This is a genomic window from Rhizobium sp. ERR 1071, from assembly GCF_007828675.1.
GTDB lineage: Bacteria > Pseudomonadota > Alphaproteobacteria > Rhizobiales > Rhizobiaceae > Rhizobium > Rhizobium dioscoreae.
Genome location: NZ_VITM01000010.1, coordinates 152246 through 174384, shown reverse-complemented (window position 1 = coordinate 174384; position 22139 = coordinate 152246). Strand labels below are relative to the sequence as shown.

The following is a 22139-nucleotide window of genomic DNA, read 5'->3' as shown; positions in this document are numbered from 1 at the left end:
TCGCCCGTATGTTTCCTCCATCGGACGAACAGCGGGCTTTCCGTCTTCGCCTGTTTGTTGCTCCGGGTGGAGAGGTTAGTCAGCCATCTTGACCGGTGGAATGGCAGATTATCATCCCTCAGATGCCGAGATCGAGCTGCGGCTGTGATCTCCCACTATCTGTCTCTTCGTTCGTCAAAGACGAAAGCGTGATGCCGAGCAGCCGGATTGGCCGCGTGAACGGGTGGACGGTTGCCAGAAGCGCCGACGCTGTTTCGAGGACAGCGCCGACGCCGGCGACCGGCAGGGAGCTTGTCCGACTACGTGTCGCCTGGGTAAAGTCCGAATATTTGATCTTCACGGTCACCGTCTTGGCGCTGAAACCGCCTGTTTCGCAGTAGCGCCAAACCTTCTGCGCAAGCGGCCGCAGTTCCGCCGTCGCCAGCTCTAGATCGTCGATATCCTCAACGAATGTGTCTTCTGCGCCTATGGATTTGCGAACCCGGTCCGGCTTTACCTGGCGCTCGTCGATGCCGCGGGCGATACCGTAGAAATAAGGGCCTGCCTTTCCAAAATGCTCCTGCAGGAAGGCGAGCGATTTCGATTTCAGATCTAGTCCGGTTTCGATCCCATATTTGTGCATCCGCTCGGCTGTCGCCGGCCCGACGCCATGGAATTTCTTGACGGGAAGCGTTTCGACGAAGGCCGGGCCATTCCTTGGCGTAATGACTGCCTGGCCGTTCGGCTTGTTGAGGTCGCTTGCCATTTTGGCGAGGAATTTGTTGTAGGAAATGCCGGCCGGAGCATTGAGGCCGGTGACCTGCTTGATCTTGGTCCGGATCTCCAGCGCGATCTCGGTGGCGATTTCCATCCCCTTGTGGTTCTGGGTGACGTCGAGATAGGCTTCGTCGAGCGACAGCGGCTCGATCATCGAAGTATATTCGGCAAAGATCTCGCGGATCTGCTGCGACACCGCCCTGTAGACGTCAAAGCGCGGCGGCACGAAAATCAGGTCCGGACATTTGCGTTTTGCGGTAACCGAAGGCATCGCCGAGTGAACGCCGAAGGCACGGGCCTCGTAGCTTGCGGCCGCCACGACGCCGCGTGCAGCCGACCCGCCGACCGCAAGCGGCTTGCCGCGCAGCTCCGGATTGTCCCGCTGCTCGACCGATGCATAGAATGCATCCATATCGACATGGATGATCTTCCGGACAGTGGTCGAGCTGGTGTCGTTCATGGCGGTCTCGGTCATTACACAGTAGGTTCAGCGCGGTCCGTTATTGCGGAAGCTGAAACAAATGCGGAACATATCATCCTCGATGACGATATCAAACCGGCTCGGTTGTCTTGCTAGGGAGAGGCGAGGAAATTGCCGCAGGCCAGCCATGCCGCAAACGGTACCTTGAGATGCGCGCAAGGCTTCTTATCTCTTGTCCGTCCCCCAATACGGAGCCTTGAGATGGGCCAAATCGCTACCGATCCACTTTCCGACTTGCTTATGGAGATCCTCCCGCCCGAGCGTGACGAGGAATCCCGAGCCGACGGCACCGCGTGTCTGTGCTGCCGCAGGCTGCGGTCGGCGAGGAAGATGGACGAAGACGGCTGCGGCATATGTGACGAATGCCTGGCTCCATGATCGACGGCGCGCCGCAGCTGCTGCCCGCCGAATTGTCGGGCTTCGAACATGCGCTTGCGAAGCTGCCTGACGGCTATTCGGAGGGGCATTTTCAAGGTCGCCCCTGGGGTGTGACGGTCAAGCGATCGGCCGACGGCAAACGGATCTGGCTCTATGGCGAGGAGCTTGGCGGGACCGATGTCGTCAGTTTCAATCTCTATATGCTCTCCGCAGCAAGCCTCACCCTCAAGCCCTGCGAAATGTCCTCGTCGAAGGTCATAGATTTTGTTTTGGGCTTCCTGCCGGCCCCGATGCGGCATCCAGTCTAAGCACGGAGTTGTGTTACGGCCGACAACAGGTCCTTCTGCTTCAGCGGGTGGAGAGCGGCGGCGGAGGCGGCTGCGTGGTTGAGCCGGGACCGAGCGAGCGCTGGACCATCACGGTATCGGCCCAGCGGCCGTAGCGATAGGCAACAGCCGGCAGCAGGCCGACGCGAACGAAGCCGAAGCGTTCGTGCAGGGCGAGCGAAGCGACGTTGTCCGCGTCGATATAGCCGATCATCTGTCGGAAGCCGGCCGCCGCGCAGGCGTCGATCAGTCCGCGCATGAGCAGGCTTCCGACACCCTGGCCGACATGGTCGTGATGCACATAGATCGAATGCTTGACGGTATAGCGATAGGCCGGGCGCTTGCGGAACAGCACCACATAGGCATAGCCGACGACCTTCTCACCCTCGATCGCGACGACATGCGGAAAGCGGCGGTCCTTCAAATTCTTGCGCCGTTCGCGCAGATCGTCCGGCTGCGGCGTGTCGCTATCATCGACCCCGGCTTCGACCCCGCGGTGAATATGACGGCGATAGATAGCCAGCATGGCATCGACGTCGCTCTCCCGGGATGGGCGAACGATGATTGTTTTATCCTGCTTCATGTCCGAACCTGAATTTCCAAGCCTATTCCGCGACAACGTAGGTATAGAGCCGGATTTTGCCGGATGCATCGATCTCGCGATAGAGGCCCTGGATCTCCACCTCGAAGCCGGGGAAGGTGTTGAAGCAGGTTTCGAACATTTTGAGATAGTCGATCATGGGCTTTGCCTGTTCCGTCAGGCGCTCGCCGGGCACGATGGTTGCAATCCCCGGGGGATAGACGACGAAGGGTGTCGTCGCGATGCGGCCGGCAATGGCGTCGATCGGCAGATAGTCGACATCGTTGCGCACCAGGCAGCGCGCGGCATCGTGCGGCGACATGGCGATCGGCGGCAGGTGTTCTGCGGAAAATTGCTTCGTCTGCAGGGCGCTGACATCGGCCTGACGAAAGAAATTGTGCATGTCAGCGCAAAGATCGCGCAGGCGCACGCCCGCATAACGGCCGGGACGGCGGCGGTAGAATTCCGGAATGGCCTCTTCCAGCAGCGCGTTGTCGTCATGAAGCTTTTTAAAGGCGACAAGGCCGCTGATCAGGGTGCCGGCCTTGCTGGCTTCGACACCGGGTGTGAGCAGGAAGAGCAGCGAATTGAGGTCGTTCTTTTCCGCGACGATACGGTTTTCGCGCAGATATTGCGCAACGACAGGCGCTGGAATGCCGTGTTCCGTATATTTTCCAGTCGCTCGATCAAAGCCGGGGGTAAGCAGGGTGAGCTTGTTCGGATCCGTCATGGCGAAACCCGGCTCCATGCTGGAAAAGCCGTGCCATGCCGCATCGGGTGTCAGGTGCCAGAAGGCGGGATTGGTGGCGAGCTGATCGGTCGCGACGCTCTCCCAAGGCACATCGTGCACAGCACCGGGGCTTGCCACATCAGGAATCGCGACCCGATCCGGCACGAAGGGCTCGAAGAACCAGCGGCGTTCGGGACGATGTTCCTTCTCCTCGAATTCGCGCCGTACGGCGCGGATTTTCTTGCGCAGTTCGATGCCGAGGCGGATCGTGTCGTCCCAAAGCACTTCGCCCGAACGGCCCTTCATCATCTGCGCGCCGACGTCGAGCGAGGCAAACAACGGATAGAAGGGCGAGGTCGAGGCGTGCTGCATGAAGCTTTCGTTGAAGCGACGGTGTTCCACGCGGCGTTTCTGGCCCGTGATGTGCCTATCCTTCATGTGGATCTGCGAGGCCTGCGAAAAGCTTGCGAGTTGCTTGTGGGTCGACTGCGTGGCGATGATCCCGGGTGCATCGGGGCCGAGGTCCGAAAGGCCCATGGCAAAGCGCCCGGCATAAAGCGGGTGAAACTTCATGAAGCCCGCCCATGCCTCGTCGAAAAGGATGTAGTCGCACAGATGTCCGATGCGCTTTAGGATCATCTCGGCATTGTGGATGGTGCCGTCATAGGTGCATTGCTCCACGACCGCGACGCGGAACGGACGCGGCTTCTTGTAGGCTTCCGGATCTTTTACCAGCGGATGGGTGCGAATGCGCTCGCGCAGCGCGTCCTCGTCCATGGTGGCGAAATCCATCGGACCGATCAGGCCATAGAGATTGCGTCTGGTCGGCAGGTAGATCGGAATGCCGCCCGAGATCATTAGCGCGCCGTGATGGGCGGCCTTGTGGTTGTTGCGATCGAACAGCACGAGATCGCCGTCGGTGACGAGGGCCGAGAGCGCGACTTTGTTGGACGTGGAGGTGCCGTTCAGCACGAAATAGGTCTTTTCGGCGCCGAAGATCTTGGCCGCCTCCTTCTGCGCGGCGAGAGCCGGTCCCTCGTGGGTCAGAAGGTCGCCGAGATCGAGCACGGAGTTGTCGAGGTCGTCGCGGAACACCGCTTCGCCGAGATGCTCCATGAAGACCCGGCCGATGGGGCTGCGGCTGTAGAAGATGCCGCCATTGTGCCCGGGGCAGGTCCAGAGATGATTGCCCTCTTCGGCATAATCGACCAGCGCGCCGAAGAACGGCGTCTTCAGCGTCTCGGCATATTGCTTCAGCCGGCTGATGAGGCTTTTCGCGATGAAGGCGGGCGTTTCCTCGGAGAGGAAGACGTAGCCGTCGATGAAATCGAGGACTTCGACCGGCACATCCTCGAAGCGCTTGCGGCGGATCAGGAGGATGATCGGGAATTCCAGGCCGCGCCGGCGCATGAGGTTGATGAGGGCGGCCGTCTTGCCTTCGAGGCCCTTCTTGCCCCAGTCCACCAGCATGCAGCCGATGGCCGCGTCGGTCTGCACGGCGATCTCGGCATCTTCGAGATTGCGCGCGCGCACCACCTCGAAACCTGAGCGTTCGATCTCCTCGACGATCTGATTATAGCGGGCGCCTTCCAGGTCCTCATTGTCGAAGGTTGGCGTTGCGAACAGAAAGTTGAAACGTCTGAAATAATCCATGTCGATACCCGCTCTTGATCTGGGATGAGGTGTCGGCGCATTTCATGACATGGATGTGACAGAATAGAGGACGTCCCAAACCGTATTGATGGCCACCGCCGGTCACGTCGCCAGCCCGCCGTTTCATGCCGGATCGCGGGTGCACAACTTATGGATTTGTGGCCGCTCAGTGAGCGGCCACGGTCCAGAAATAATAGGCAAGCGGGATGGCGAGAAGATACATGCCGATAGACACCTGCCTTGCTTCTCCCGATAAGACCTTGACGATGACGTAGAACAGCAGTCCTCCGGCGATGCCGGTTCCAAAGCTGTTGGAGACCAGGGTCAGAAGGACCATCATCAGGGCAGAGAGACCGTCGGAGAAATTCTCCAGGTCGACACGCTTCAGCGCGCTGAACATCGACATGCCGACGAGGATCAGGGCGGGTGCCGTGGCGGCTGCCGGGATCATCAGCGCGATCGGCGTAAAAAGCAAAGTGAGCGCGAAAAGGGCTGCGGTTGCAAGTGAAGCAAAACCGGTACGTCCGCCGGCTTCCGCGCCTGTCGCGCTCTCGACCAGCGCCGTGGCGGAGGGAATGCCGAGCAGCGGACTGATCGTGGCGGCAATCGAATCGACGAGGAACGGCTTGCCCAGGTCCGCCATGTTGCCTTCCTCATCGACCAGGCCGGCCTTGGCGCCAACGGCGAGCGTCGTGCCCAGGGTCGAGAAGAATTCGGATGCGAAGAAGGCGAAGAGATAGGGGAAATATTCGATCTTCAGCGCACCAAGGAAATCGAGCTGAAGGCCGATCTCAGAGATGCCGTGCGGCACTCCGAAGAATGCGGCGGGCACCTTGGTCACGCCGAGCGGAATGCCGAGCAGCGTGCTGCCCAGGATCGCCCAGAGGATCGGCCCCGGCACTTTGCGCCCGCGCAGGAAGACGGCGAGGAAGATGCCGAAGACGGCAATGATCGCCTGTCCCGAGTTGAACGAACCGAGCATGAGCGCGTGGCTCTTGGCGTTGACATCGACGAGACCTGCATTCTTGAAGCCGAGAAGCGCGATGAACAATCCGATCGCCGCACCCAGTCCGAGCTTGATCTGGGCTGGAACCATGCGGGCAATGACCTGGCGTACACCGAGGACGGTCAGCAGAACGAAGACGACACTCGACCAGAAGGAGATGGCAAGGCCAGTCTGCCAGGGAATATGCTCCACGGCTGCCATCGTCGGCCCCACCAGAACCGAGCCGCCGATGCCCGGCCCCACCACGAAGGGCATATTGGCATAAAGCGCCATGAACAGGGTCGCGCCGATGATGACGAGAATGGTTGCCGTCGTTGCGGCGGCGCGGTCGATGCCACCGGCGGAAGCAGAGAAGGGATCACGACGAGGAGATAGGCCGCTGCCAGGAAGGACGTCATCCCGGCAATGATTTCCGTCTTCGTATTGGCTTTACGCTCGCCCATGCGAAAATAGGTCTTCCACCGCGGCTCTGACGTATCACCCGGCTGCCCAACATTCCTAGTTGAGGTCATTGTCTATATCTCCTAAGTCGGCAAATGCCGCCGTCTGGCTGGTGACCTCAATTTTGGCTTGAAGCCAGAAGCGGTCTGATGTCCTGGGTGGTTCCGTCGGTCAGCCCGAGATCGGTGACGTGCGGGCCGGGGTTACAGGCAAGGCTTGCTCCGACGACCGCCTTGAAGGTGCGAATGGGCGGCATCCAGTCGGCGCCTGCATCGGCCGCGGCACGCAGCCTGGCGAAGTCGTCGGCCACCTCCTTTGCGGGCGCATCCGACAGCAGGCCGCAGACAGGCAGGGGAAGCACCGCCGTCACCTCGCCATCGGCCGCCGTCGCCATGCCGCCGCCGGCGTCGATGACGGCATTGGCCGCCGCAGCCATATCCGTGGGGTCACGGCCGAAGACGGTGAGATTATGGCTGTCATGCGATATCGTCGTCGCAAGCGCGCCGATCCAGTGACCCCAGTCTTCGAGGATGCCGATGACGGGTGTCGGCTCTTTTCTTCCGTGACGGTGAATAACAGCCATCAGCAGCATATTGTCAGGCAAGACGAGCTTGTCATTTTCGACTTTGACGGTTGCCTCTCCCCATTTCGTGAATCGTGGGCTGACAATCGTGTTGACGCGAGCTTCGGTCATACCAGACAGCTTGATCTCGAAATCGGTAGCAGAAAGCCTTCCGACCTTCACGGTGTCGCGATAGGCATCCGAGGGCGTGCACTCGCTGGCTCCAATGAGGCTGCCGCCTCTTGCGATCTCACGTCCAGATGCGAAGACGCGGTCGACCGCAATCTTTTCGAGATCGGAAAGGATGATGATGTCTGCGCGGCGGCCAGGTGCCACCAGTCCCAGATCATGGCGGTTCAGCCACATGGCGGCGTTGAGCGTGGCGGCGCGGATGGCATCGATCGGCTTCATTCCATAGCCGATCAGGCGTCTGAGAACGGATGACATTGCTCCCTCATTCACGAGGTCGTCGGGGAAGACGTCATCGGTGCAGATCGTCAGCGTTTGCGGCAGATGCGGCAGTTTTTTCAGCACGTCGACGACGCCGGGCAGAACATAGTCATGGGAGCCGCGCAACTCGATGGTAAGGCCCGCCCGCAATTTCGCCAGCAAGTCCTCGGCCGAGGTGAGCTCGTGATCGGATTGAATCCCCGCGGAGGCAAAGGCCTGCAATTCCGCACCTTCCAGTCCGCGGGCATGGCCGCAGACGCGCTTGCCGCTCGCAAGTCCGGCCTCAAGGATGCCGCGCATCGGCTCGCTGCGCTCAAGGACCCCTCGCATGTTCATCACTTCGGCGACACCGGAAATCTCCGGCCAGCTGAGCATGGTTGTCATTTCGCCTGAGCGGAATTCCTCACCGGCAAGCTCAAGGCCGGGTGCCGAGGGGACGCAGGATGGCGCCAGGGTCAAGAAGCGCAGCGGCAATTGCCGTGTTTCTTCGAGCGCCCACCGAATACCGTCGAGGCCAGCGACGTTGCCGATTTCATGCGGGTCCCAGCAGACCGTCGTCGTGCCCTGGGGAACAACCGTTTCGGCGTATCGCCTTGGCGTCACCATCGAGCTTTCGACGTGCATATGCGTGTCGATAAATCCGGGCGCGATGAAGCGTCCTAAAGCGTCGATGGTCTGCTTGGCGTCCTTCCTCGTCCCCAAGGCATGGACGCTTGCGATCAAGGGGCCGACAAGGCCGATATCGGCCGGCCTCATTTCCGAGGTCGCGACATCGACGAGCGTTCCGCCGGCAATCAGCACATCGAACGGCTCAAGGCCCAATGCCGCCCGGACGGCGCGGTCGCGCAGCTCGGATGAATGGAGGTCGTGGGGTTCATTCGGCATGTCTGCCTCCCTTGGCAAAGGCGGACGGGCGCGCGGTGGATTGCCGCAAGACGAGTTCCGTCGGGAATATTCCGCTGATGTCGATTTCTCCGGCGACGAAGGCGAGGGCATGGTTTGCCACGGCTTCCAGATCCTGCCGGACGGTCGTGAGTGGTGGAGAGACGATTTGAGCCCACATCAGATCATCAAAGCCGGTGAGCGATATGTCTTCCGGAATGCTGAAGCCCCTGTCCTTGACGGTTATGGCAAAGCCGACGGCGAGCGCATCATAGGCGGCGGCACAGGCCGTAAAATGCCGCAGATCGAGCTCGCGGCCGAGAGCGCTGCCGGCCTCGAACGTCGCATCGCTGTGTCGCAATGCGGGTTCGACGCCGGCCTGGCGGAAGACTTCGCGCATTCCTTCGACGCGCTCGCGCGCCACCAGCGAATTTTCCGGGCCGGCGAGGATAAGGATGCTGTCATGACCGAGATCGACCAAGTGGCGTGCGATCAGGCGCCCGCCTTGACGATGATCGCTGGCAGCGATGTTGCCAACCGTGGCGGCGCTGTCGATGACGGCGACCGGCACCGGGACATCCGTGGGCGCAATGGTCGTGCCGCGCGTCGGTATCACGATCAGTGCATCGACGCCGCGGGCGATCATGGTCCTGATTTCGAATTCCTGCTGCTGCGGGTCGCCCTGACTATCGCCGATGAGAACGGCAAGACCGCGCCGCTTGGCGGCTCGCTCGATGGCCTGGGCAAAAGCGGGAAACAAGGGTTGGCCGATATTCGGAACCAGCAGGCCGACCGTATTGCTCTTGCCGGTGCGCAGAGCGCGGGCCGCATGGTCAGGCACATAGCCGAGCCTGTCCGCTTCCAGGCGAATCTGCTCCGCAAGGGCTGATGACACCCGGCCCGTACCGCGCAGGGCATTCGAGACCGTTGCCGTGGAGACACCCAGCTTGGTTGCGATTTCCCGAATCGAGGTAGGGCGTGTCTGACTCTCCAAGAGCGCGCTCCGGTTTCCTTGATTAATCGTTTAATCAACACGGCGCGCTTTTGCAAGAGCGTCTTTAACTGCGCGGGGATGAAACGCGGTTTCGCCGATGGTGGCGCCTGTTGGTGATGACGAAGGACCTTCCGGTCGACCGGCTTGCTGTATCAGACGGCAACCAGATGGCCGGAAGAGACGGTTCGATACGCGCGCGGCTTGACCAGATAATCGACGGGCCGGATGGGGCTTTTCAACTCCTCACTGGCTGCCATGCGTTTTTCGCGTCGGCGATCGGGGTCCGGCACAGGAACGGCTGCCATCAGCTTCTTCGTGTAGTCGTGCTGCGGATTGCCGAAAACGGCCGCGCGCGGGCCGATCTCGACGATTTCGCCGAGATACATGACGGCGACGCGATGGCTGACGCGCTCGACCACGGCCATGTCGTGGGAGATGAACAGGAAGGAAAGATCGAGGCCCTGCTGCAGGTCGAGCATCAGGTTGATGACCTGCGCCTTGATCGATACATCGAGCGCGGACACGCTTTCGTCGGCGACGATCACCTTCGGCTGCAGTGCCAGGGCGCGGGCGATGCAGATGCGCTGGCGCTGGCCGCCGGAGAATTCGTGCGGATAGCGGCTTGCCATGTCAGGGGTCAGGCCCACCTTACGCAGCATATCGGCGACGATCTCTTTCGCTTCCCGTGCTGTTCCCATCTTGTGCTCGAGAAAGGGTTCGGCGATCGCCTGGCCGACCGTCATGCGCGGATTTAGGGAGGCAAAGGGATCCTGGAAGATCATCTGTACCGATTTACGCATCTCGCGCATGTCACGTTTGCCAAGCGAGAGCACGTCGCGGCCATCGACGATGACGGAACCGGATTGCGGTTCGATCAGCCGCATGATGGCGCGTCCGGTGGTCGACTTGCCGCAACCGGATTCGCCGACAAGCGACAATGTTTCGCCGGCAAAGAGATCGAACGAGACGTTTTCCACCGCATGCACCCGGCCTTTGAGCTTTCCGAAGAGGCCCGAATGAATGTCGAAGCGCTTGGTGAGGTTTTTGACCTGCAGCACCGGTTTTTCCTTTGCGACCGTATCGGGCACTTCGGCTGGCGTGTCGGATTCTCCCGTCGCAGTATTGACGACGGGGAAGCGCAGCGGTCGTTCATAGGATTGCATCGAACCGAGCACCGGCACGGCCGACAGCAGCGCGCGGGTATAGGGATGCTGGCCGCGATGGAAGATGTCGGCCGTCGCGCCCGTCTCCACCTGCTCGCCGCGATACATGACGACCGTGCGGTCGGCGATTTCCGCCACCACACCCATGTCATGCGTGATGAACAGGACGGAAGTTCCTTCCTCGTCCTGCAGCATCTTGATGAGGTCGAGGATCTGGCCCTGGATCGTGACGTCGAGAGCGGTGGTCGGCTCGTCGGCGATCAGCAGCCTCGGCTTCGAGGCGAGCGCCATGGCGATCATGACGCGCTGGCGCATGCCGCCGGAAAAGCGGTGCGGATATTCGTCGAAGCGCGAGGCGGCCGAGGGAATGCGGACCTTTTCGAGCAGCCGGATCGTCTCGGCCTTGGCGTCCGCAGCCGACATGTCCCTGTGGCAGAGCAAGGCCTCTGAGATCTGGTCACCGATGGTGAAGAGCGGATTGAGCGACGTCATCGGCTCCTGGAAGATCATCGACACGTCGTTGCCGCGCACCTTGCGCATCTCATGTTCGGGAAGAGAAAGCAGGTCGCGGCCGCCAAGCAGGATCTTGCCTTCGATGCGGCTTGAATCGCTCTGCAGCAGTCGCATGATCGAGAGCGAGGTGACGCTCTTGCCCGAGCCGCTCTCGCCGACGATCGCCACCGTCTCGCCCGGCGCGACCGAGAAGGAAACATTGCGCACGACGGGTTTCCATGCACCGTCCACCAGGAATGAGGTGGTGAGGTTTTCGACGGAGAGGATGGGTTCGGGGGCCTTTGCCTGCGACGTGCTCATGCTTGTTCCCTTCTTGCGATCCCTGCCACAGCTCAGTCCGGCCAGTTCAGCACGCCGTCGAAGCGATGCCGGCTGCGGTTCTCGATCGGTGTCGCGATGATCTCGTTGGAGGCGCGCGCCTTGTCGAGTTCCTCGGCAAGCCGGGTCGCGACAATGGCCTCCTGGCCGGGATGCAGGTTGCATGGATCGAGATAGAAATAGTGATGCTCCACCTCATGGTCGCGGACGATTACCGGCGGGTTGCCGCGGGCAAGCGCTGCCGCAAGATCCCAGGCGCTGATATGCGCCTCCGGCGCAGAGATGATGACCCGCATGCGGTCGAGCGGGTTGTTGGTAGGATCGGGCTCGATCAGGGCGGTGACGCCGGGGCGGCTGTCGAGAGTTCGCTTCCACAGGTTCAGATAGCCCGTCTCGCGTTCGCGGATGCCGGCATGGTCGCGCTTTTCCCAGGCTTCCAGTGCCGCCATCACGCCATAGATGCTTTCCTTGCCGACCTTCATGCCGCGGCCGATGCCCATGTTCTGCAGGAAGGCGTTGCGCACCAGCTCCTTCTTGCCGGCGACGATGCCGGAGGTGGGGCCGCCGAGGAACTTATGGCCGGAATAGAGCACGATGTCGGCGCCCTGCGCCAGGAAGAGCCTGAGGTCGTACTCCGAAGCGGCATCGACGATGACGGGCACGCCCTTGGCGTGCGCGATCTCGACGAACTCGGTCAGGTGCAGCAAGCCGTAATCGACCACATGATGGGATACGACATAGACGGCTGCCGCCGTCTTCTCGCTTATGGCATTTTCCATGTGAAAGCGGTGTGTCGAGGTCGCTTGACCGATCAGAACGACCTTGCCGCCGGCAAGGCGGATCGCCTGATCGACGGGGGCGCCATAGCTCACCACATGGCCCATCTGCACGATGACTTCGTTCTTGTCCGGTGCGGCATCGGGTAGCTTCTCTATGGCGAGCAGGTTGTTGCCGGTGATGGCGCCTGCGACGGCGAGGCTGATGCCGGAGGAGCAGGATGCCGTCACGAAGCCCGCCTCGCCGCCCGTCAGCCGGGCGATAACGGCGCTGGCCTTGCGCTGGAGGTCGTTGATCTCGACGAATTGCGGCAGGATCGCCGTCATAGCCGCAATGGCTTCAGGCACGACGATCGATGCGCCGAGGCTCGTCATGGTACCTGATACGTTGATGACGGGCCTCAGGCCGATCTTGCTACGGATATCATCGGACATTCTATCTCTCCAAAGTGACGACTGCCGATTGTCATCGACAGCTATGCCATAGTAATGTAATAGCTTCTCGAAATCTCACGAGGAGCGTTGACTTGGACGCCAAGACCCTACCCGCCGCACCCTCTGAAGACGCCGATTCCATCGGGGAAGGGGAAACCAAAGGCGCGCGCCGTTCGCGCGTCAGCGGCATCGACCGCGCGCTGCAGGTCATTGATTATCTGTATGAAACCGGCGCGCCGGCTGGCGCCTACGCGATCGCCAAGGCGATCAAGGCACCGCTTTCGACCGTCTATGTGATCATCGACGATCTGGTCGAAAAGAACATGCTTGGCCGCGATGCCGACGGTTCCGTCTGGCTCGGCGCCCGTCTTTACCACTATGGTCTCGCCTATGCCCGGTCGCTCGATTTCATGAGCGTCGCCACCCGAGAAATGCACGATCTTTGCCGGCAGGCGAGCGAGACGGTGCAAGTCTGCGGCCGCGACGGCGATGCCATGCTGGTACTGGCGATGGCGGACGGACCGAGCCATTTTCAGGTCGCCTCTCGCGTCGGAACGCGCGTGCCGCTCAACTGGACTGCCTCGGGTCGGCTGCTGGTGGGGCATTTGCCGGAAGGCGAAAGGATCGAGCTTTTCAAGCGCTGTGCCCGCACCTCGCCGACCGGTCGGGCCGAGGTCGATGCCGCCGTGCTTTCCGAGGCCGCGGGCAAGGCCTTTAAGGAGCGCTTGTCGATCCAGGTGGCGGAGTCCGATTATGCGGTTGCCTGCATCGCATCGCCGGTCGTGGACCGGGATGGTCAATGTGTCGCGACCATTTCGATCGTGCTTCCCGAACAGAAAGCCGTGTCCGACGGCAGCCATTATGGCGAACAGGTGCGCGCGGCCGCCGAGCGAATCGAAAAGCTGATGGGCTGGCGCAACCACTGAATTCGTCCTCCTTAAAGCAATTCCAGCAAAAGCGCGACGCGGTTTTGCGTCCGGAATTGCGTAAAAACTAATCGTTAAGTGATACGATCGCTTCGATTTCGACCGTGATGTTGCCGGGAAGCGAGCCGAAGCCGACGGCCGAACGGGCATGTTGGCCCGCTTCGCCAAAGACTTCGATGAAGAGGTCCGAGCAGCCGTTGATGACGCTCGGATGATCCTCGAAATGCGGCACGGCATTGACCATGCCGAGCAGCTTGACCACTCGCTTCACCCGGGAGAGATCGCCGAGCGCGCCGTGCATGACAGCAAGCAGGTTGATGCCAGTTAGCCGCGCATGCTGATAGGCCTGGTCGACGCCCACGTCACCACCGACCTTGCCGGAATGGAGGTGGCCGTCTGCTTCCCGCGGCCCTTGACCTGAAAGATAGAGCACATTGCCTTCGCGGACATGGGTCACGAAATTAGCGATCGGCGGCGGCGGCGGCGGCAGCGCGATGCCGAGCGCAGCCAGTCGCTGGTAGGGTGTTTGCGCTGCTGAAGCGGCCTGTGTTGGGGACGTGTTCACGTATGCTCCTGCCATTCGATCTTAATGTTTCGACTACCGCCACGAATAGCCGTGGCTATGACGGACGAGCTTGCGCGCGCGGGGCACGTAGCGGCTGGCGGCGATCGCCTCCGCGCCGATGACAGCGTAGCGCGGCTCAAACAGCTTCCGCAGGCGTGAAACGTCGCCGTTTGAATCGGTCGCTTCGAGGTCCGCATCCACGAGATCGAATATGGTGAAATCGGCGCGCTCGCCGACCGACAGCCGGTTTTCCATCGAAAGCTTGATGACCGAGGCTGGCGCATGGGTGACGGCGTCGACCACCTTGTCGAATGGCATGCCGACCGAGAGCAGCTTGGACATGGTGGTCGCCAGATCCCAGACCGGGAAGTTCATGGAATGGCCGTGCAGGTCGGTCGAGATCGAGTAGGGCAGCAGGCCGCGCTTGATCGCCGCTTCCGCGACCTTGAACGAGAAGGAGGCGCCTCCATGGCCGATATCGAGCCGGATGCCTTCGCCGGCGCAGCGCTCGGCGAGATTGTAGAGGTCCTCGTCCTCCATGATGCTCGATCCGGCCTTGCCGTTGAAGCAGTGGGTGACGACATCGCCCGGTCCGAGAATTTCGAGCACTTCGTCATAGAGCGCGGGCGGCTCGCCCACATGCACCATCATCGGCACCTTCAGGATCTTGGCGATCTTCTTGCCGAGCTTGACGGGTGTGACCCCCCAGGAGCCGGTGATGACGTGGCTGGCACGCACTTTGATGCCGACGATATGCTCGCTGTTCTCGGCATAGCATTCGAGGATGCGGTCGAGGTCGATATCCTTGATATCACGCAGTTCGGGGACGCGATTGCAAGCAACGAGGCCGATCGAACCGAGATTGAGGAAGGCCTTGATGCGTTCTCTGGATGGTTCGATGATATATTCGCGGAAGCCATGAAAATTGGCTTCGCCGGCCGAGCCCGCATCGACCAACGTCGTGACGCCGCGCTCGGCGCCGCATTCGGATGGGCGGATCGAGATGTCGGTGCCGCCATGCCAGATGTGGACGTGCAGATCGATCCAGCCGGGAGAAATCCAGGCGCGCTTGCCGTCGACGCGCTCGATATCGCCGGGAGCGGCAAGTTGCGGGCCAAAAGCAGCGATCTTGCCGTCGGCGCCGACGAGGATGTCGATGACGCCGGCGGCGGTATCGCCACCGAAAGCCATGGGCTTCACATTGGTGAGGAGGAGCGGCTTGCCCGCTTTTTCACCGGTCATTTACAAGTCCTTTCGAAGTCTTGGATCGAGCATGTCCCGCAGGCCGTCGCCGACCATCTGCAGCGAGAGCACGGAGAGAATGATGGCAAAGCCCGGGAAATAGGTCATCCAATCAGCCTGGCCGATATATTGGCGGCCGGCGGCGATCATGGTTCCCCAGGTCGGGATTTCGGGGCTGACGCCGAGGCCGAGAAACGAAAGCCCGGCTTCGGCGAGCATGGCACTGGCGAAGAGAAACGAACCCTGCACCAGGATCGGCGACAGGAGGTTTCTAAGCACATGCCGCGTCATGATGTGAAATGTCGAGATGCCGAGAGCCCTGGCCGCCTCCACATAAGGAAGTTCGCGGATGACAAGCGTCGAGGCGCGGACGATGCGGGCCAGCCGCGGCGAATAGACGATCGATAGCGCGACAATGACCGTCGTCAGCGACGGGCCGAGGGCGGCGACAAGCGCGATGGCAAGCAGGATGTCGGGAAACGCCATCATCGCATCGATCAGGCGGGCGATTGGGGTATCCAGCTTCTGGAAAAAGCCGGCGAGCAGGCCGAGAGTGACGCCGATCGCCGCCGACAGCGCCACGACGGCGGCTCCGACGAGCAGCGATAGCCGTCCTGCATAGATGGTGCGGGAGAAGATATCTCGGCCGAATTCGTCGGTGCCGAACCAGTAAACCCCGCTTGGCGGCTTCAGTCTGTTGACGATCGAGAGTTTCGAAGGCGAATAGGGCGCGATCCATGGCGCAAGCACGGCGAGCAGGACGAAGATCGTCAGCACGATGAGACCGGCGGCGACGGTCTTGCGCTTCAGAAGCCGGCGAAGGAACTTGCTTCGCTCGCTTGGCACCTGCTTTGGTGTATCGGTTGCGATATCGGCCATCAGTAGCGTACCCTCGGATCAACCAGCAGGTAGAGCATGTCGATTGCAAAATTGATCAGGACGTAAAGGCCTGCGACGACGAGTAAGGCCCCCTGGATCACCGGATAATCGCGGCGCAGCACCGCCGAGACGACAAGGCTTCCGACACCGGGCAGGCCAAAGACGGTTTCGGTGACGACAGCGCCGGAAATCAGGACCGCAGCTGTCAGCCCCAGAACGGTCAGGATTGGTATGAGCGCATTCTTCAGCGCGTGTTTCAGGACGACGCGGCGTTCGATCAGTCCTTTGGCGCGGGCGGTGCGAATATAGTCGTCTCCAAGCACGTCGAGCATCGATGCGCGGGTGAAGCGCAGGATCAGCGCCGAGGAGACAAGACCGAGTGCGACGGCCGGCAATGTCAGATGATACATGCGATCAAGGAAGCTTGTGCCTGGTCCGCCATAGCCGGAAACAGGAAACATCCCCAGGCGAACCGCGAAGATCTGCATCAGAATAAGGCCAAGCCAGAAGCTTGGAATGCTTGCCGCCAGCATGCCGAGCGCCATTGAAGCCTGATCGACGAGCGATCCTCGCCGATAGGCGGCATAGATGCCGATCGGCAACGCAATCACGCCAGCGATCAGGAGTGAGAACAGGGTCAGGAAAAAGGTCGGCTCGGCACGCTCGAGAAGCGCTGAGGAAACCGGGATATTCAGGAAGATCGATTGGCCCAGGTCGCCCTTGAGCAATTGCCCGACATAGAACAGGTATTGGACGAATATGGATTGGTCGAGGCCCAGCCGGGTCCGCAGTTCGGCAATATCCTGCGCGGTCGCATCCGGGCCGAGCATGACGGCGGCCGGATCGCCGGGAGTCACGCGCACGATCACGAAAACGATGGTGACGACAAGAAACATCACGACGATCATGCCTGCAAGACGCTGAAGGATGTAGCGTATCATTGGGTCGGTTCCCCGGAGTGATTCCGCCTTCTTCGAATCGCGGAACCACTCCATTTCTTTGCTCTCTCGCAACTCCGAACGGAAAACTGCTGCGCATCTTTCCTGGAGTTGCTCTAAGTCCGCAAACGGACGGTACCGGGCGCCGGCCGCAACCGACGCCCCAGCGCCTTGGGAGGCTTATTTTTTGATCGACGCGTTCCAGAAGTAGGGCCATGGCGCGGGCTCGACGCCTTGAAGCTTCGTGGAGATCGCCGCGACGGCGTTGAAATCGCCGATCTTCATCATGGGAGCTTCGTCATAGATGGTTTTTTGAACGTTCGCCCAAAGCGAGATGCGCTTCTTGGGATCGACCTCCGTGTTGAAGGCGTCGATGGCAGCCTTGCTTGTCGGCGTGGCCCACCAGCCGGGCGAGCTCGGCGACAGCGTGCCGATCAGCGCCGGTTCCGGGAGGAAGGGACTGTGACTGATGTAGATGTCCCACAGCGCCTTGTCGGCACGGCGTTGGGTCAGCGTCGCCCAGTCGACCACCTGAAGGTCTACCGTGAAGCCCGCCTGTTTCAGATATTCGGCTGCGACCTGTGCCATCTTGTAATGGAACTCGTACTGGCGGCTGGTCAGGATACGGATCGGTTCGCCCTTATAGCCGGCCGCCTTGGCGGCTGTGGCCGCGCCTTCCGGATCGGCGACATTGTAATTCCCTTTGACGCCGGCATCCGTGCTCCAGGTAAAGGGGGCAGGGTACATGTTGCCGTCGACCGTATAGAAATTCGTGCTGCCGAAGGCTGCCGCCAGCATGTCCTCCATGCTGAGTGCCTGTCGGATCGCCTTGCGGATCGCGACATTCTTCGTGATACCGTCGGCGGTGTTGAAGACGAAAACCGGATAGCCGAACGGTTTGAGGAGCAGCGGCTGGGTCGCCGAAGCGGATTTCAGCTTGTCGAAGGATTCGACTGGAAGACTGTCGATATAGTCATACTGGCCGGAAATGGCCGCTTCGACGCGCGTGTTGGCATCGGGCACCGGAACGAAGCGGATTTCGTCGAGATATTGATGCCGGGCGCCCCCGTAACCATTGCTTTCGCCATCGCGTGGCTTGTAGCCGTCGAAACGCACCAGCTGAATATATTGGTCGGGCTTGCGCTCCTTCAGCATATAGGGACCGGTGCCGATGAAGTCGGTCATCGTGTCCGCCTGCTTGCTGGCTGGAATGATGATGGCGGCGGAGTTGTTGAAGGCAAGCAGCGAGGTGAGGGGGGCGTAGGGCTGCTTCAGCTTGATGACGACGGTCGCCGGATCCTGGGCGGTAATGGATTCGATGAAGCCGCCCGCCTGTTTGCCGCGCGACGCCAGCTTGGTCCAGCGGTTGAGCGAGGCGACCACATCGTTGGAGGTCATGACGCTGCCGTCATGGAACTTGATGCCGGTCCTGAGCTTGATCGTGTAGGTTTTGCCGTCAGCGCTGATCTCGGGCATGCTCTCCGCAAGCAGTGGCGTGACGTTCCAGGCCTTGTCGAAGGTGTAGAGCGTTTCGAAGATATGTTGGGTGACAATACCGACGAGATCGGCGGTGGAGGTCATGGGATCGAGCGTTGGCGGCTCCCCGATCGTCGCGACATTGATGACGCCACCTTTTTCCTGAGCCATCAGCAGCGAGGGCGCCGCAACCAAAGCAGCCGCAATCAGGAATCCGAGTCCTAACTTCATCGATACACTCCCAATTATGTTCCACAATTATGTTATATAGAATTTTATAACAGAATACAGGACGAGTGGAGGCTGTCAATGGCAGTAAAACCTGGGCGTATTGGCTTGAATGCGCATAGGTTCCGTCTTGCCGAAACATTTTGGCGGGAGCAGATTGCAGCGACAGAGGAGATAGTGCATGGCGCCTTACGATGCTTCCGGCCCCAGCGTGAACGGTATCGAACCTCGCTGGACGTCCAGTGCAAAGAGCGGAGTTGGCACAGCCCTTTCGCCAGCCTGCCGCATCTGGTTCACTCTCAGCCACGGCATCCTCAACGAAATCTATTATCCCCGCGTCGACAGTGCTTGCACCCGCGACATCGGATTGATCGTCACAGGTCCTGAAGGTTATTTTTCGGAGGAAAAGCGCGATACGGAGAGCGTCGTCACCACGGTCGAGGATGGCGTTCCGGCCTATCGGTTGATCAACACGGCGATCGACGGCCGTTATCGGATCATCAAGCGCATCATCGTCGATCCCATGCGCAGCAGCTTGCTACAGCAGATATCATTCGAGCCGCTGGAAGGCACGATCCGCGATTATCGTCTCTATCTGCTGGCCGCTCCACATCTGGTCAATGCCGGTTACGGCAATACGGGCTGGGTGGAGGACTACAAGGGCACACCGATGCTTTTTGCGACGGGCACGGGCGGTGTCTCGATGGCTCTTGCCGTCAGCGGTGGTTGGCGGACGGCATCCGCTGGCTATGTCGGTATTTCCGACGGATGGCAGCAATTGCAGAAAGAGGCCCGATTGGACCCGGCCTTTACGCGTGCCGCCGATGGCAACGTCGCGCTGACCGGTGAGATCGATCTGATCGGCGGCAGCGACACCGTCACCCTATCGCTCGGTTTTGGAAGTCACGCCAAGGAAGCCGGCTACAATGCCCTTGCCAGCTTGCAAGCCGGCTATGACAACGCCGAGCGCAGCTATGTTGCCGATTGGCGGACATGGCAAGACGGATTGCTGGCTTTGGACGAACCGAGAGCGCCGCCGCCCGAAGTCAATCGTTATCGGATCTCGACAGCCGTGCTGGCGACGCATCGGCCTCTTTCTTTCGAAGGACCGGCTGTTGCATCTCTTTCCATTCCATGGGGCTTTGCCAAGGGCGACGAAGACCTCGGCGGCTATCATCTGGTATGGCCGCGTGATCTGGTCGAGACGGCCGGTGGCTTTCTGGCTGCGGGCGCCGCGCAGGATGCGCTGCGCATTCTGGCCTATCTGCGCGTTATCCAGGAAGAGGATGGACATTGGCCGCAGAACTGCTGGCTGGACGGAGAGCCCTATTGGACCGGGATACAGATGGACGAGTGCGCCTTTCCGATCCTGCTCGCCGATGCCCTGCGTCGCGAGGGAGCCCTCACTGGCGATCTGTTACTGTCTTACGTGCCGATGGTCGAAAGCGCGGCACGCTACGTCGTCGTCAACGGTCCCGTTACCGGCGAGGACCGTTGGGAAGAGGATGGCGGCTTTTCTCCCTTCACTTTGGCGGTCGAGATCGCCGCCCTGCTTGCGGCAGCCGATATTCTGGAAATTGCCGGTCAAACGCACAATGCGGATTATCTGCGGCAGACCGCCGACGCCTGGAACGACCAGATCGAGCGCTGGACCTATGTCAGCAGCGATGCGGAGAGCGCTGCTCTCGGGATCAAGGGTTATTATGTCCGTATCGCGCCGCCTGAGATCGCCGACGGAAGCTCGCCCGCCGACGGTTTCGTGCCGATCAAGAACAGACCGCCCGCTGAATCCTTCTTGCCGACCGCCCGCGTCGTCAGTCCCGATGCTTTGGCGCTGGTGCGCTTCGGATTGCGGGCCGCCGACGATCCTCGCATCCTCGACACCGTCAGGGTGATTGATTCCCAGCTCAAATGCGACCTGCCGCAAGGGCCGCTATGGTATCGCTATACCGGCGACGGCTATGGTGAGCATGAAGATGGCGGCCCGTTCGACGGCACGGGCATTGGGCGGCCATGGCCGTTGCTTGCGGGCGAACGCGCCCATTATGAGCTTGCGGCCGGCCGTCCGGAGGTGGCTCTTCAGTTGCTCAAGACACTCGAGCAGTCCGCCGGTCAGGGCGGATTGCTCCCGGAACAGGTGTGGGACCAGCCCGATGTGCCGGAGCTGGGGCTTATGCTCGGAAAACCCTCCGGCAGCGCCATGCCGCTCGTCTGGGCTCACGCCGAGCATATCAAACTCCTGCGCTCGCTGAGAGATGGGGCTGTTTTCGACATGCCGCCGCAGGGTGTCGAGCGTTACGTGACCAACAAGGTGACGGCACCCTTCGTGCCGTGGCGTTTCAATAACAAGCTGTCGCAGCTTGCCGTCGGCAAACGCCTGCGGATCGAGGTCATGGCGCGCGCGATCATTCGCTGGAGTTTTGATGGTTGGGTCGGCGCCACCGATACCGAAACGAGCCAGAACGGCTTCGGCATACATGTTGCCGAGCTTTCATGCGAATACCTGCCTGAAGGCGGGTCGGTTGCCTTTACCTTTTACTGGCCTGACACCGATCATTGGGAGGGAGAGGATTTCTCCGTCTCGGTCGTTGAAGCGCCCTAGTAGGATTTGCGCCAGTGCGGATAGAAAGTGGACGAATATGAGTCAGGCATTAGAGAGCCGCAAAACGAACGTAAAACTGAAGAAAGCCGCCGCACCAGCTGCGACAGAAGAGCTTATCGTCTTGGCGATTGATCTCGGCGGTTCGCATGTCAAAATGCGTCTCAGCTCCGGTAGCGACCGCCGGGCAGCCGTCTCGGGGCCTGCAATGTCGGCGAAGCAGATGGTCCAGGCCGTCAAGGACCTGACGAGCGATTGGCGATATGATGTTATCGGCATGGGATACCCAGGCCCGGTTTCGAACAACAGACCCGCCATGGAACCGCACAATCTGGGCAGCGGCTGGCAGGATTTCGACTTTTCCACCGCTTTCGGCAAGCCGGTCAGGCTTGTCAATGACGCCGTGATGCAGGCAATCGGCAACTACAAGGACGGCAATATGCTGTTTCTCGGCCTCGGTACCGGATTGGGTTCGGCGATGATTGCCAATCACGTTTGCCTGCCCATGGAACTCGCCCATCTGCCTTACAAGAAGCGGGGCACGTTCGAAGACTTCATCGGAGAACGGGGCCTTGAAAAATACGGCAAGAAAAAATGGCGGCAGTCGGTCGAGGATATCGTCGAAAGATTGAGGGCGGCCTTGCTGCCGCATGAAATCGTAATTGGTGGTGGCAATGCCGAAAAGCTCAAGGAACTGCCCCCCGGCTGCCGTATCGGCGAGAACGAAAATGCGTTTCTCGGAGGATTTCGCCTTTGGAAGGATGCGACTTTGAGCTTCTAGGCTGCATCGGTGTGGTCGAATGGTGTGACATGAGGATCAGGCACAAGTCTGTCGGTCTTTC

The 22139-nt window shown here is 60.8% G+C and carries 17 protein-coding genes; 4 read left to right on the top strand and 13 right to left on the bottom strand.

Annotated elements, in window-relative coordinates; genetic code table 11:
- Positions 1-118: 118 nt before the first annotated feature.
- Complete coding sequence (gene dinB / locus FBZ99_RS26675; protein ID WP_145635778.1) at positions 119-1216, bottom strand: DNA polymerase IV; 1098 nt, start codon at positions 1214-1216, stop codon at positions 119-121.
- A gap of 383 nt (positions 1217-1599) precedes the next feature.
- Between dinB and FBZ99_RS26670 the strand changes: the two genes are divergently transcribed.
- Positions 1600-1923, top strand: coding sequence for a hypothetical protein (locus FBZ99_RS26670; protein WP_113355724.1), 324 nt, complete (start codon positions 1600-1602; stop codon positions 1921-1923).
- 40 nt (positions 1924-1963) lie between these two features.
- On the opposite strand, the gene FBZ99_RS26665 is transcribed toward FBZ99_RS26670, so the two are convergent.
- The 7 genes from FBZ99_RS26665 to FBZ99_RS26635 form a co-directional block, all read right to left on the bottom strand.
- A complete protein-coding gene (locus FBZ99_RS26665) occupies positions 1964-2524 on the bottom strand; it encodes a GNAT family N-acetyltransferase (protein WP_113332119.1) in 561 nt (186 codons plus the stop codon).
- Between the two features lie 22 nt (positions 2525-2546).
- Positions 2547-4904, bottom strand: a complete 2358-nt coding sequence (locus tag FBZ99_RS26660; protein WP_113332118.1) for an Orn/Lys/Arg decarboxylase N-terminal domain-containing protein — start codon at positions 4902-4904, stop codon at positions 2547-2549.
- Between the two features lie 166 nt (positions 4905-5070).
- The gene (locus FBZ99_RS26655) at positions 5071-6243 is read right to left on the bottom strand and encodes an NCS2 family permease (protein WP_210248396.1); all 1173 of its coding nucleotides are present in this window, start codon (positions 6241-6243) and stop codon (positions 5071-5073) included.
- A 226-nt stretch (positions 6244-6469) separates the two neighbouring features.
- Entirely contained in the window at positions 6470-8248 is a 1779-nt protein-coding gene (locus tag FBZ99_RS26650) for an adenine deaminase (RefSeq protein WP_145635775.1), read from the bottom strand.
- Positions 8238-9239, bottom strand: coding sequence for a LacI family DNA-binding transcriptional regulator (locus tag FBZ99_RS26645; RefSeq protein WP_113396470.1), 1002 nt, complete (start codon positions 9237-9239; stop codon positions 8238-8240). The genes FBZ99_RS26650 and FBZ99_RS26645 overlap by 11 nt, the downstream gene beginning before the upstream one ends.
- A gap of 152 nt (positions 9240-9391) precedes the next feature.
- Positions 9392-11215, bottom strand: coding sequence for an ABC transporter ATP-binding protein (locus FBZ99_RS26640; RefSeq protein ID WP_145635773.1), 1824 nt, complete (start codon positions 11213-11215; stop codon positions 9392-9394).
- Between the two features lie 32 nt (positions 11216-11247).
- Positions 11248-12444 carry an aminotransferase class V-fold PLP-dependent enzyme gene (locus tag FBZ99_RS26635; protein ID WP_145635771.1) on the bottom strand — a complete coding sequence of 399 codons (1197 nt, stop codon included), beginning with the start codon at positions 12442-12444 and terminating at the stop codon, positions 11248-11250.
- A gap of 92 nt (positions 12445-12536) precedes the next feature.
- Between FBZ99_RS26635 and FBZ99_RS26630 the strand changes: the two genes are divergently transcribed.
- Entirely contained in the window at positions 12537-13370 is an 834-nt protein-coding gene (locus FBZ99_RS26630; protein ID WP_186450360.1) for an IclR family transcriptional regulator, read from the top strand.
- A gap of 67 nt (positions 13371-13437) precedes the next feature.
- Here FBZ99_RS26630 and FBZ99_RS26625 read toward each other — a convergent pair whose 3' ends face one another.
- The 5 genes from FBZ99_RS26625 to FBZ99_RS26605 all read right to left on the bottom strand — a co-directional run bounded on the left by FBZ99_RS26625 (position 13438) and on the right by FBZ99_RS26605 (position 18701).
- A complete protein-coding gene (locus FBZ99_RS26625; protein WP_113421473.1) occupies positions 13438-13950 on the bottom strand; it encodes a RidA family protein in 513 nt (170 codons plus the stop codon).
- An 18-nt stretch (positions 13951-13968) separates the two neighbouring features.
- On the bottom strand, positions 13969-15177 hold the full coding sequence (locus FBZ99_RS26620) for an amidohydrolase/deacetylase family metallohydrolase (protein WP_145635769.1): 1209 nt from the start codon (positions 15175-15177) through the stop codon (positions 13969-13971).
- On the bottom strand, positions 15178-16056 hold the full coding sequence (locus FBZ99_RS26615) for an ABC transporter permease (protein WP_113396474.1): 879 nt from the start codon (positions 16054-16056) through the stop codon (positions 15178-15180).
- The gene (locus FBZ99_RS26610; protein ID WP_186450359.1) at positions 16056-16997 is read right to left on the bottom strand and encodes an ABC transporter permease; all 942 of its coding nucleotides are present in this window, start codon (positions 16995-16997) and stop codon (positions 16056-16058) included. The genes FBZ99_RS26615 and FBZ99_RS26610 overlap by 1 nt, the downstream gene beginning before the upstream one ends.
- 177 nt (positions 16998-17174) lie before the next feature.
- Entirely contained in the window at positions 17175-18701 is a 1527-nt protein-coding gene (locus tag FBZ99_RS26605) for an ABC transporter substrate-binding protein (RefSeq protein ID WP_145635767.1), read from the bottom strand.
- Positions 18702-18879: 178 nt separating this feature from the next.
- Between FBZ99_RS26605 and FBZ99_RS26600 the strand changes: the two genes are divergently transcribed.
- Positions 18880-21300: a glucan 1,4-alpha-glucosidase gene (locus tag FBZ99_RS26600; RefSeq protein ID WP_145635765.1), complete on the top strand. Its 2421-nt coding sequence runs from the start codon at positions 18880-18882 to the stop codon at positions 21298-21300.
- 37 nt (positions 21301-21337) lie between these two features.
- Positions 21338-22078, top strand: coding sequence for an ROK family protein (locus FBZ99_RS26595; protein WP_113355735.1), 741 nt, complete (start codon positions 21338-21340; stop codon positions 22076-22078).
- The last annotated feature ends 61 nt before the right edge of the window (positions 22079-22139 follow it).

Excerpts from the sequence above, each read along its gene's own strand:
- dinB (WP_145635778.1), bottom strand. The coding sequence starts at position 1,216 with ATGAACGACACCAGCTCGACCACTGTCCGGAAGATCATCCATGTCGAT.
- FBZ99_RS26670 (WP_113355724.1), top strand. The coding sequence starts at position 1,600 with ATGCCTGGCTCCATGATCGACGGCGCGCCGCAGCTGCTGCCCGCCGAA.
- FBZ99_RS26665 (WP_113332119.1), bottom strand. The coding sequence starts at position 2,524 with ATGAAGCAGGATAAAACAATCATCGTTCGCCCATCCCGGGAGAGCGAC.
- FBZ99_RS26660 (WP_113332118.1), bottom strand. The coding sequence starts at position 4,904 with ATGGATTATTTCAGACGTTTCAACTTTCTGTTCGCAACGCCAACCTTC.
- FBZ99_RS26650 (WP_145635775.1), bottom strand. The coding sequence starts at position 8,248 with ATGCCGAATGAACCCCACGACCTCCATTCATCCGAGCTGCGCGACCGC.
- FBZ99_RS26640 (WP_145635773.1), bottom strand. The coding sequence starts at position 11,215 with ATGAGCACGTCGCAGGCAAAGGCCCCCGAACCCATCCTCTCCGTCGAA.
- FBZ99_RS26635 (WP_145635771.1), bottom strand. The coding sequence starts at position 12,444 with ATGTCCGATGATATCCGTAGCAAGATCGGCCTGAGGCCCGTCATCAAC.
- FBZ99_RS26625 (WP_113421473.1), bottom strand. The coding sequence starts at position 13,950 with ATGGCAGGAGCATACGTGAACACGTCCCCAACACAGGCCGCTTCAGCA.
- FBZ99_RS26620 (WP_145635769.1), bottom strand. The coding sequence starts at position 15,177 with ATGACCGGTGAAAAAGCGGGCAAGCCGCTCCTCCTCACCAATGTGAAG.
- FBZ99_RS26615 (WP_113396474.1), bottom strand. The coding sequence starts at position 16,056 with ATGGCCGATATCGCAACCGATACACCAAAGCAGGTGCCAAGCGAGCGA.
- FBZ99_RS26610 (WP_186450359.1), bottom strand. The coding sequence starts at position 16,997 with ATGATACGCTACATCCTTCAGCGTCTTGCAGGCATGATCGTCGTGATG.
- FBZ99_RS26605 (WP_145635767.1), bottom strand. The coding sequence starts at position 18,701 with ATGAAGTTAGGACTCGGATTCCTGATTGCGGCTGCTTTGGTTGCGGCG.
- FBZ99_RS26600 (WP_145635765.1), top strand. The coding sequence starts at position 18,880 with ATGGCGCCTTACGATGCTTCCGGCCCCAGCGTGAACGGTATCGAACCT.
- FBZ99_RS26595 (WP_113355735.1), top strand. The coding sequence starts at position 21,338 with ATGAGTCAGGCATTAGAGAGCCGCAAAACGAACGTAAAACTGAAGAAA.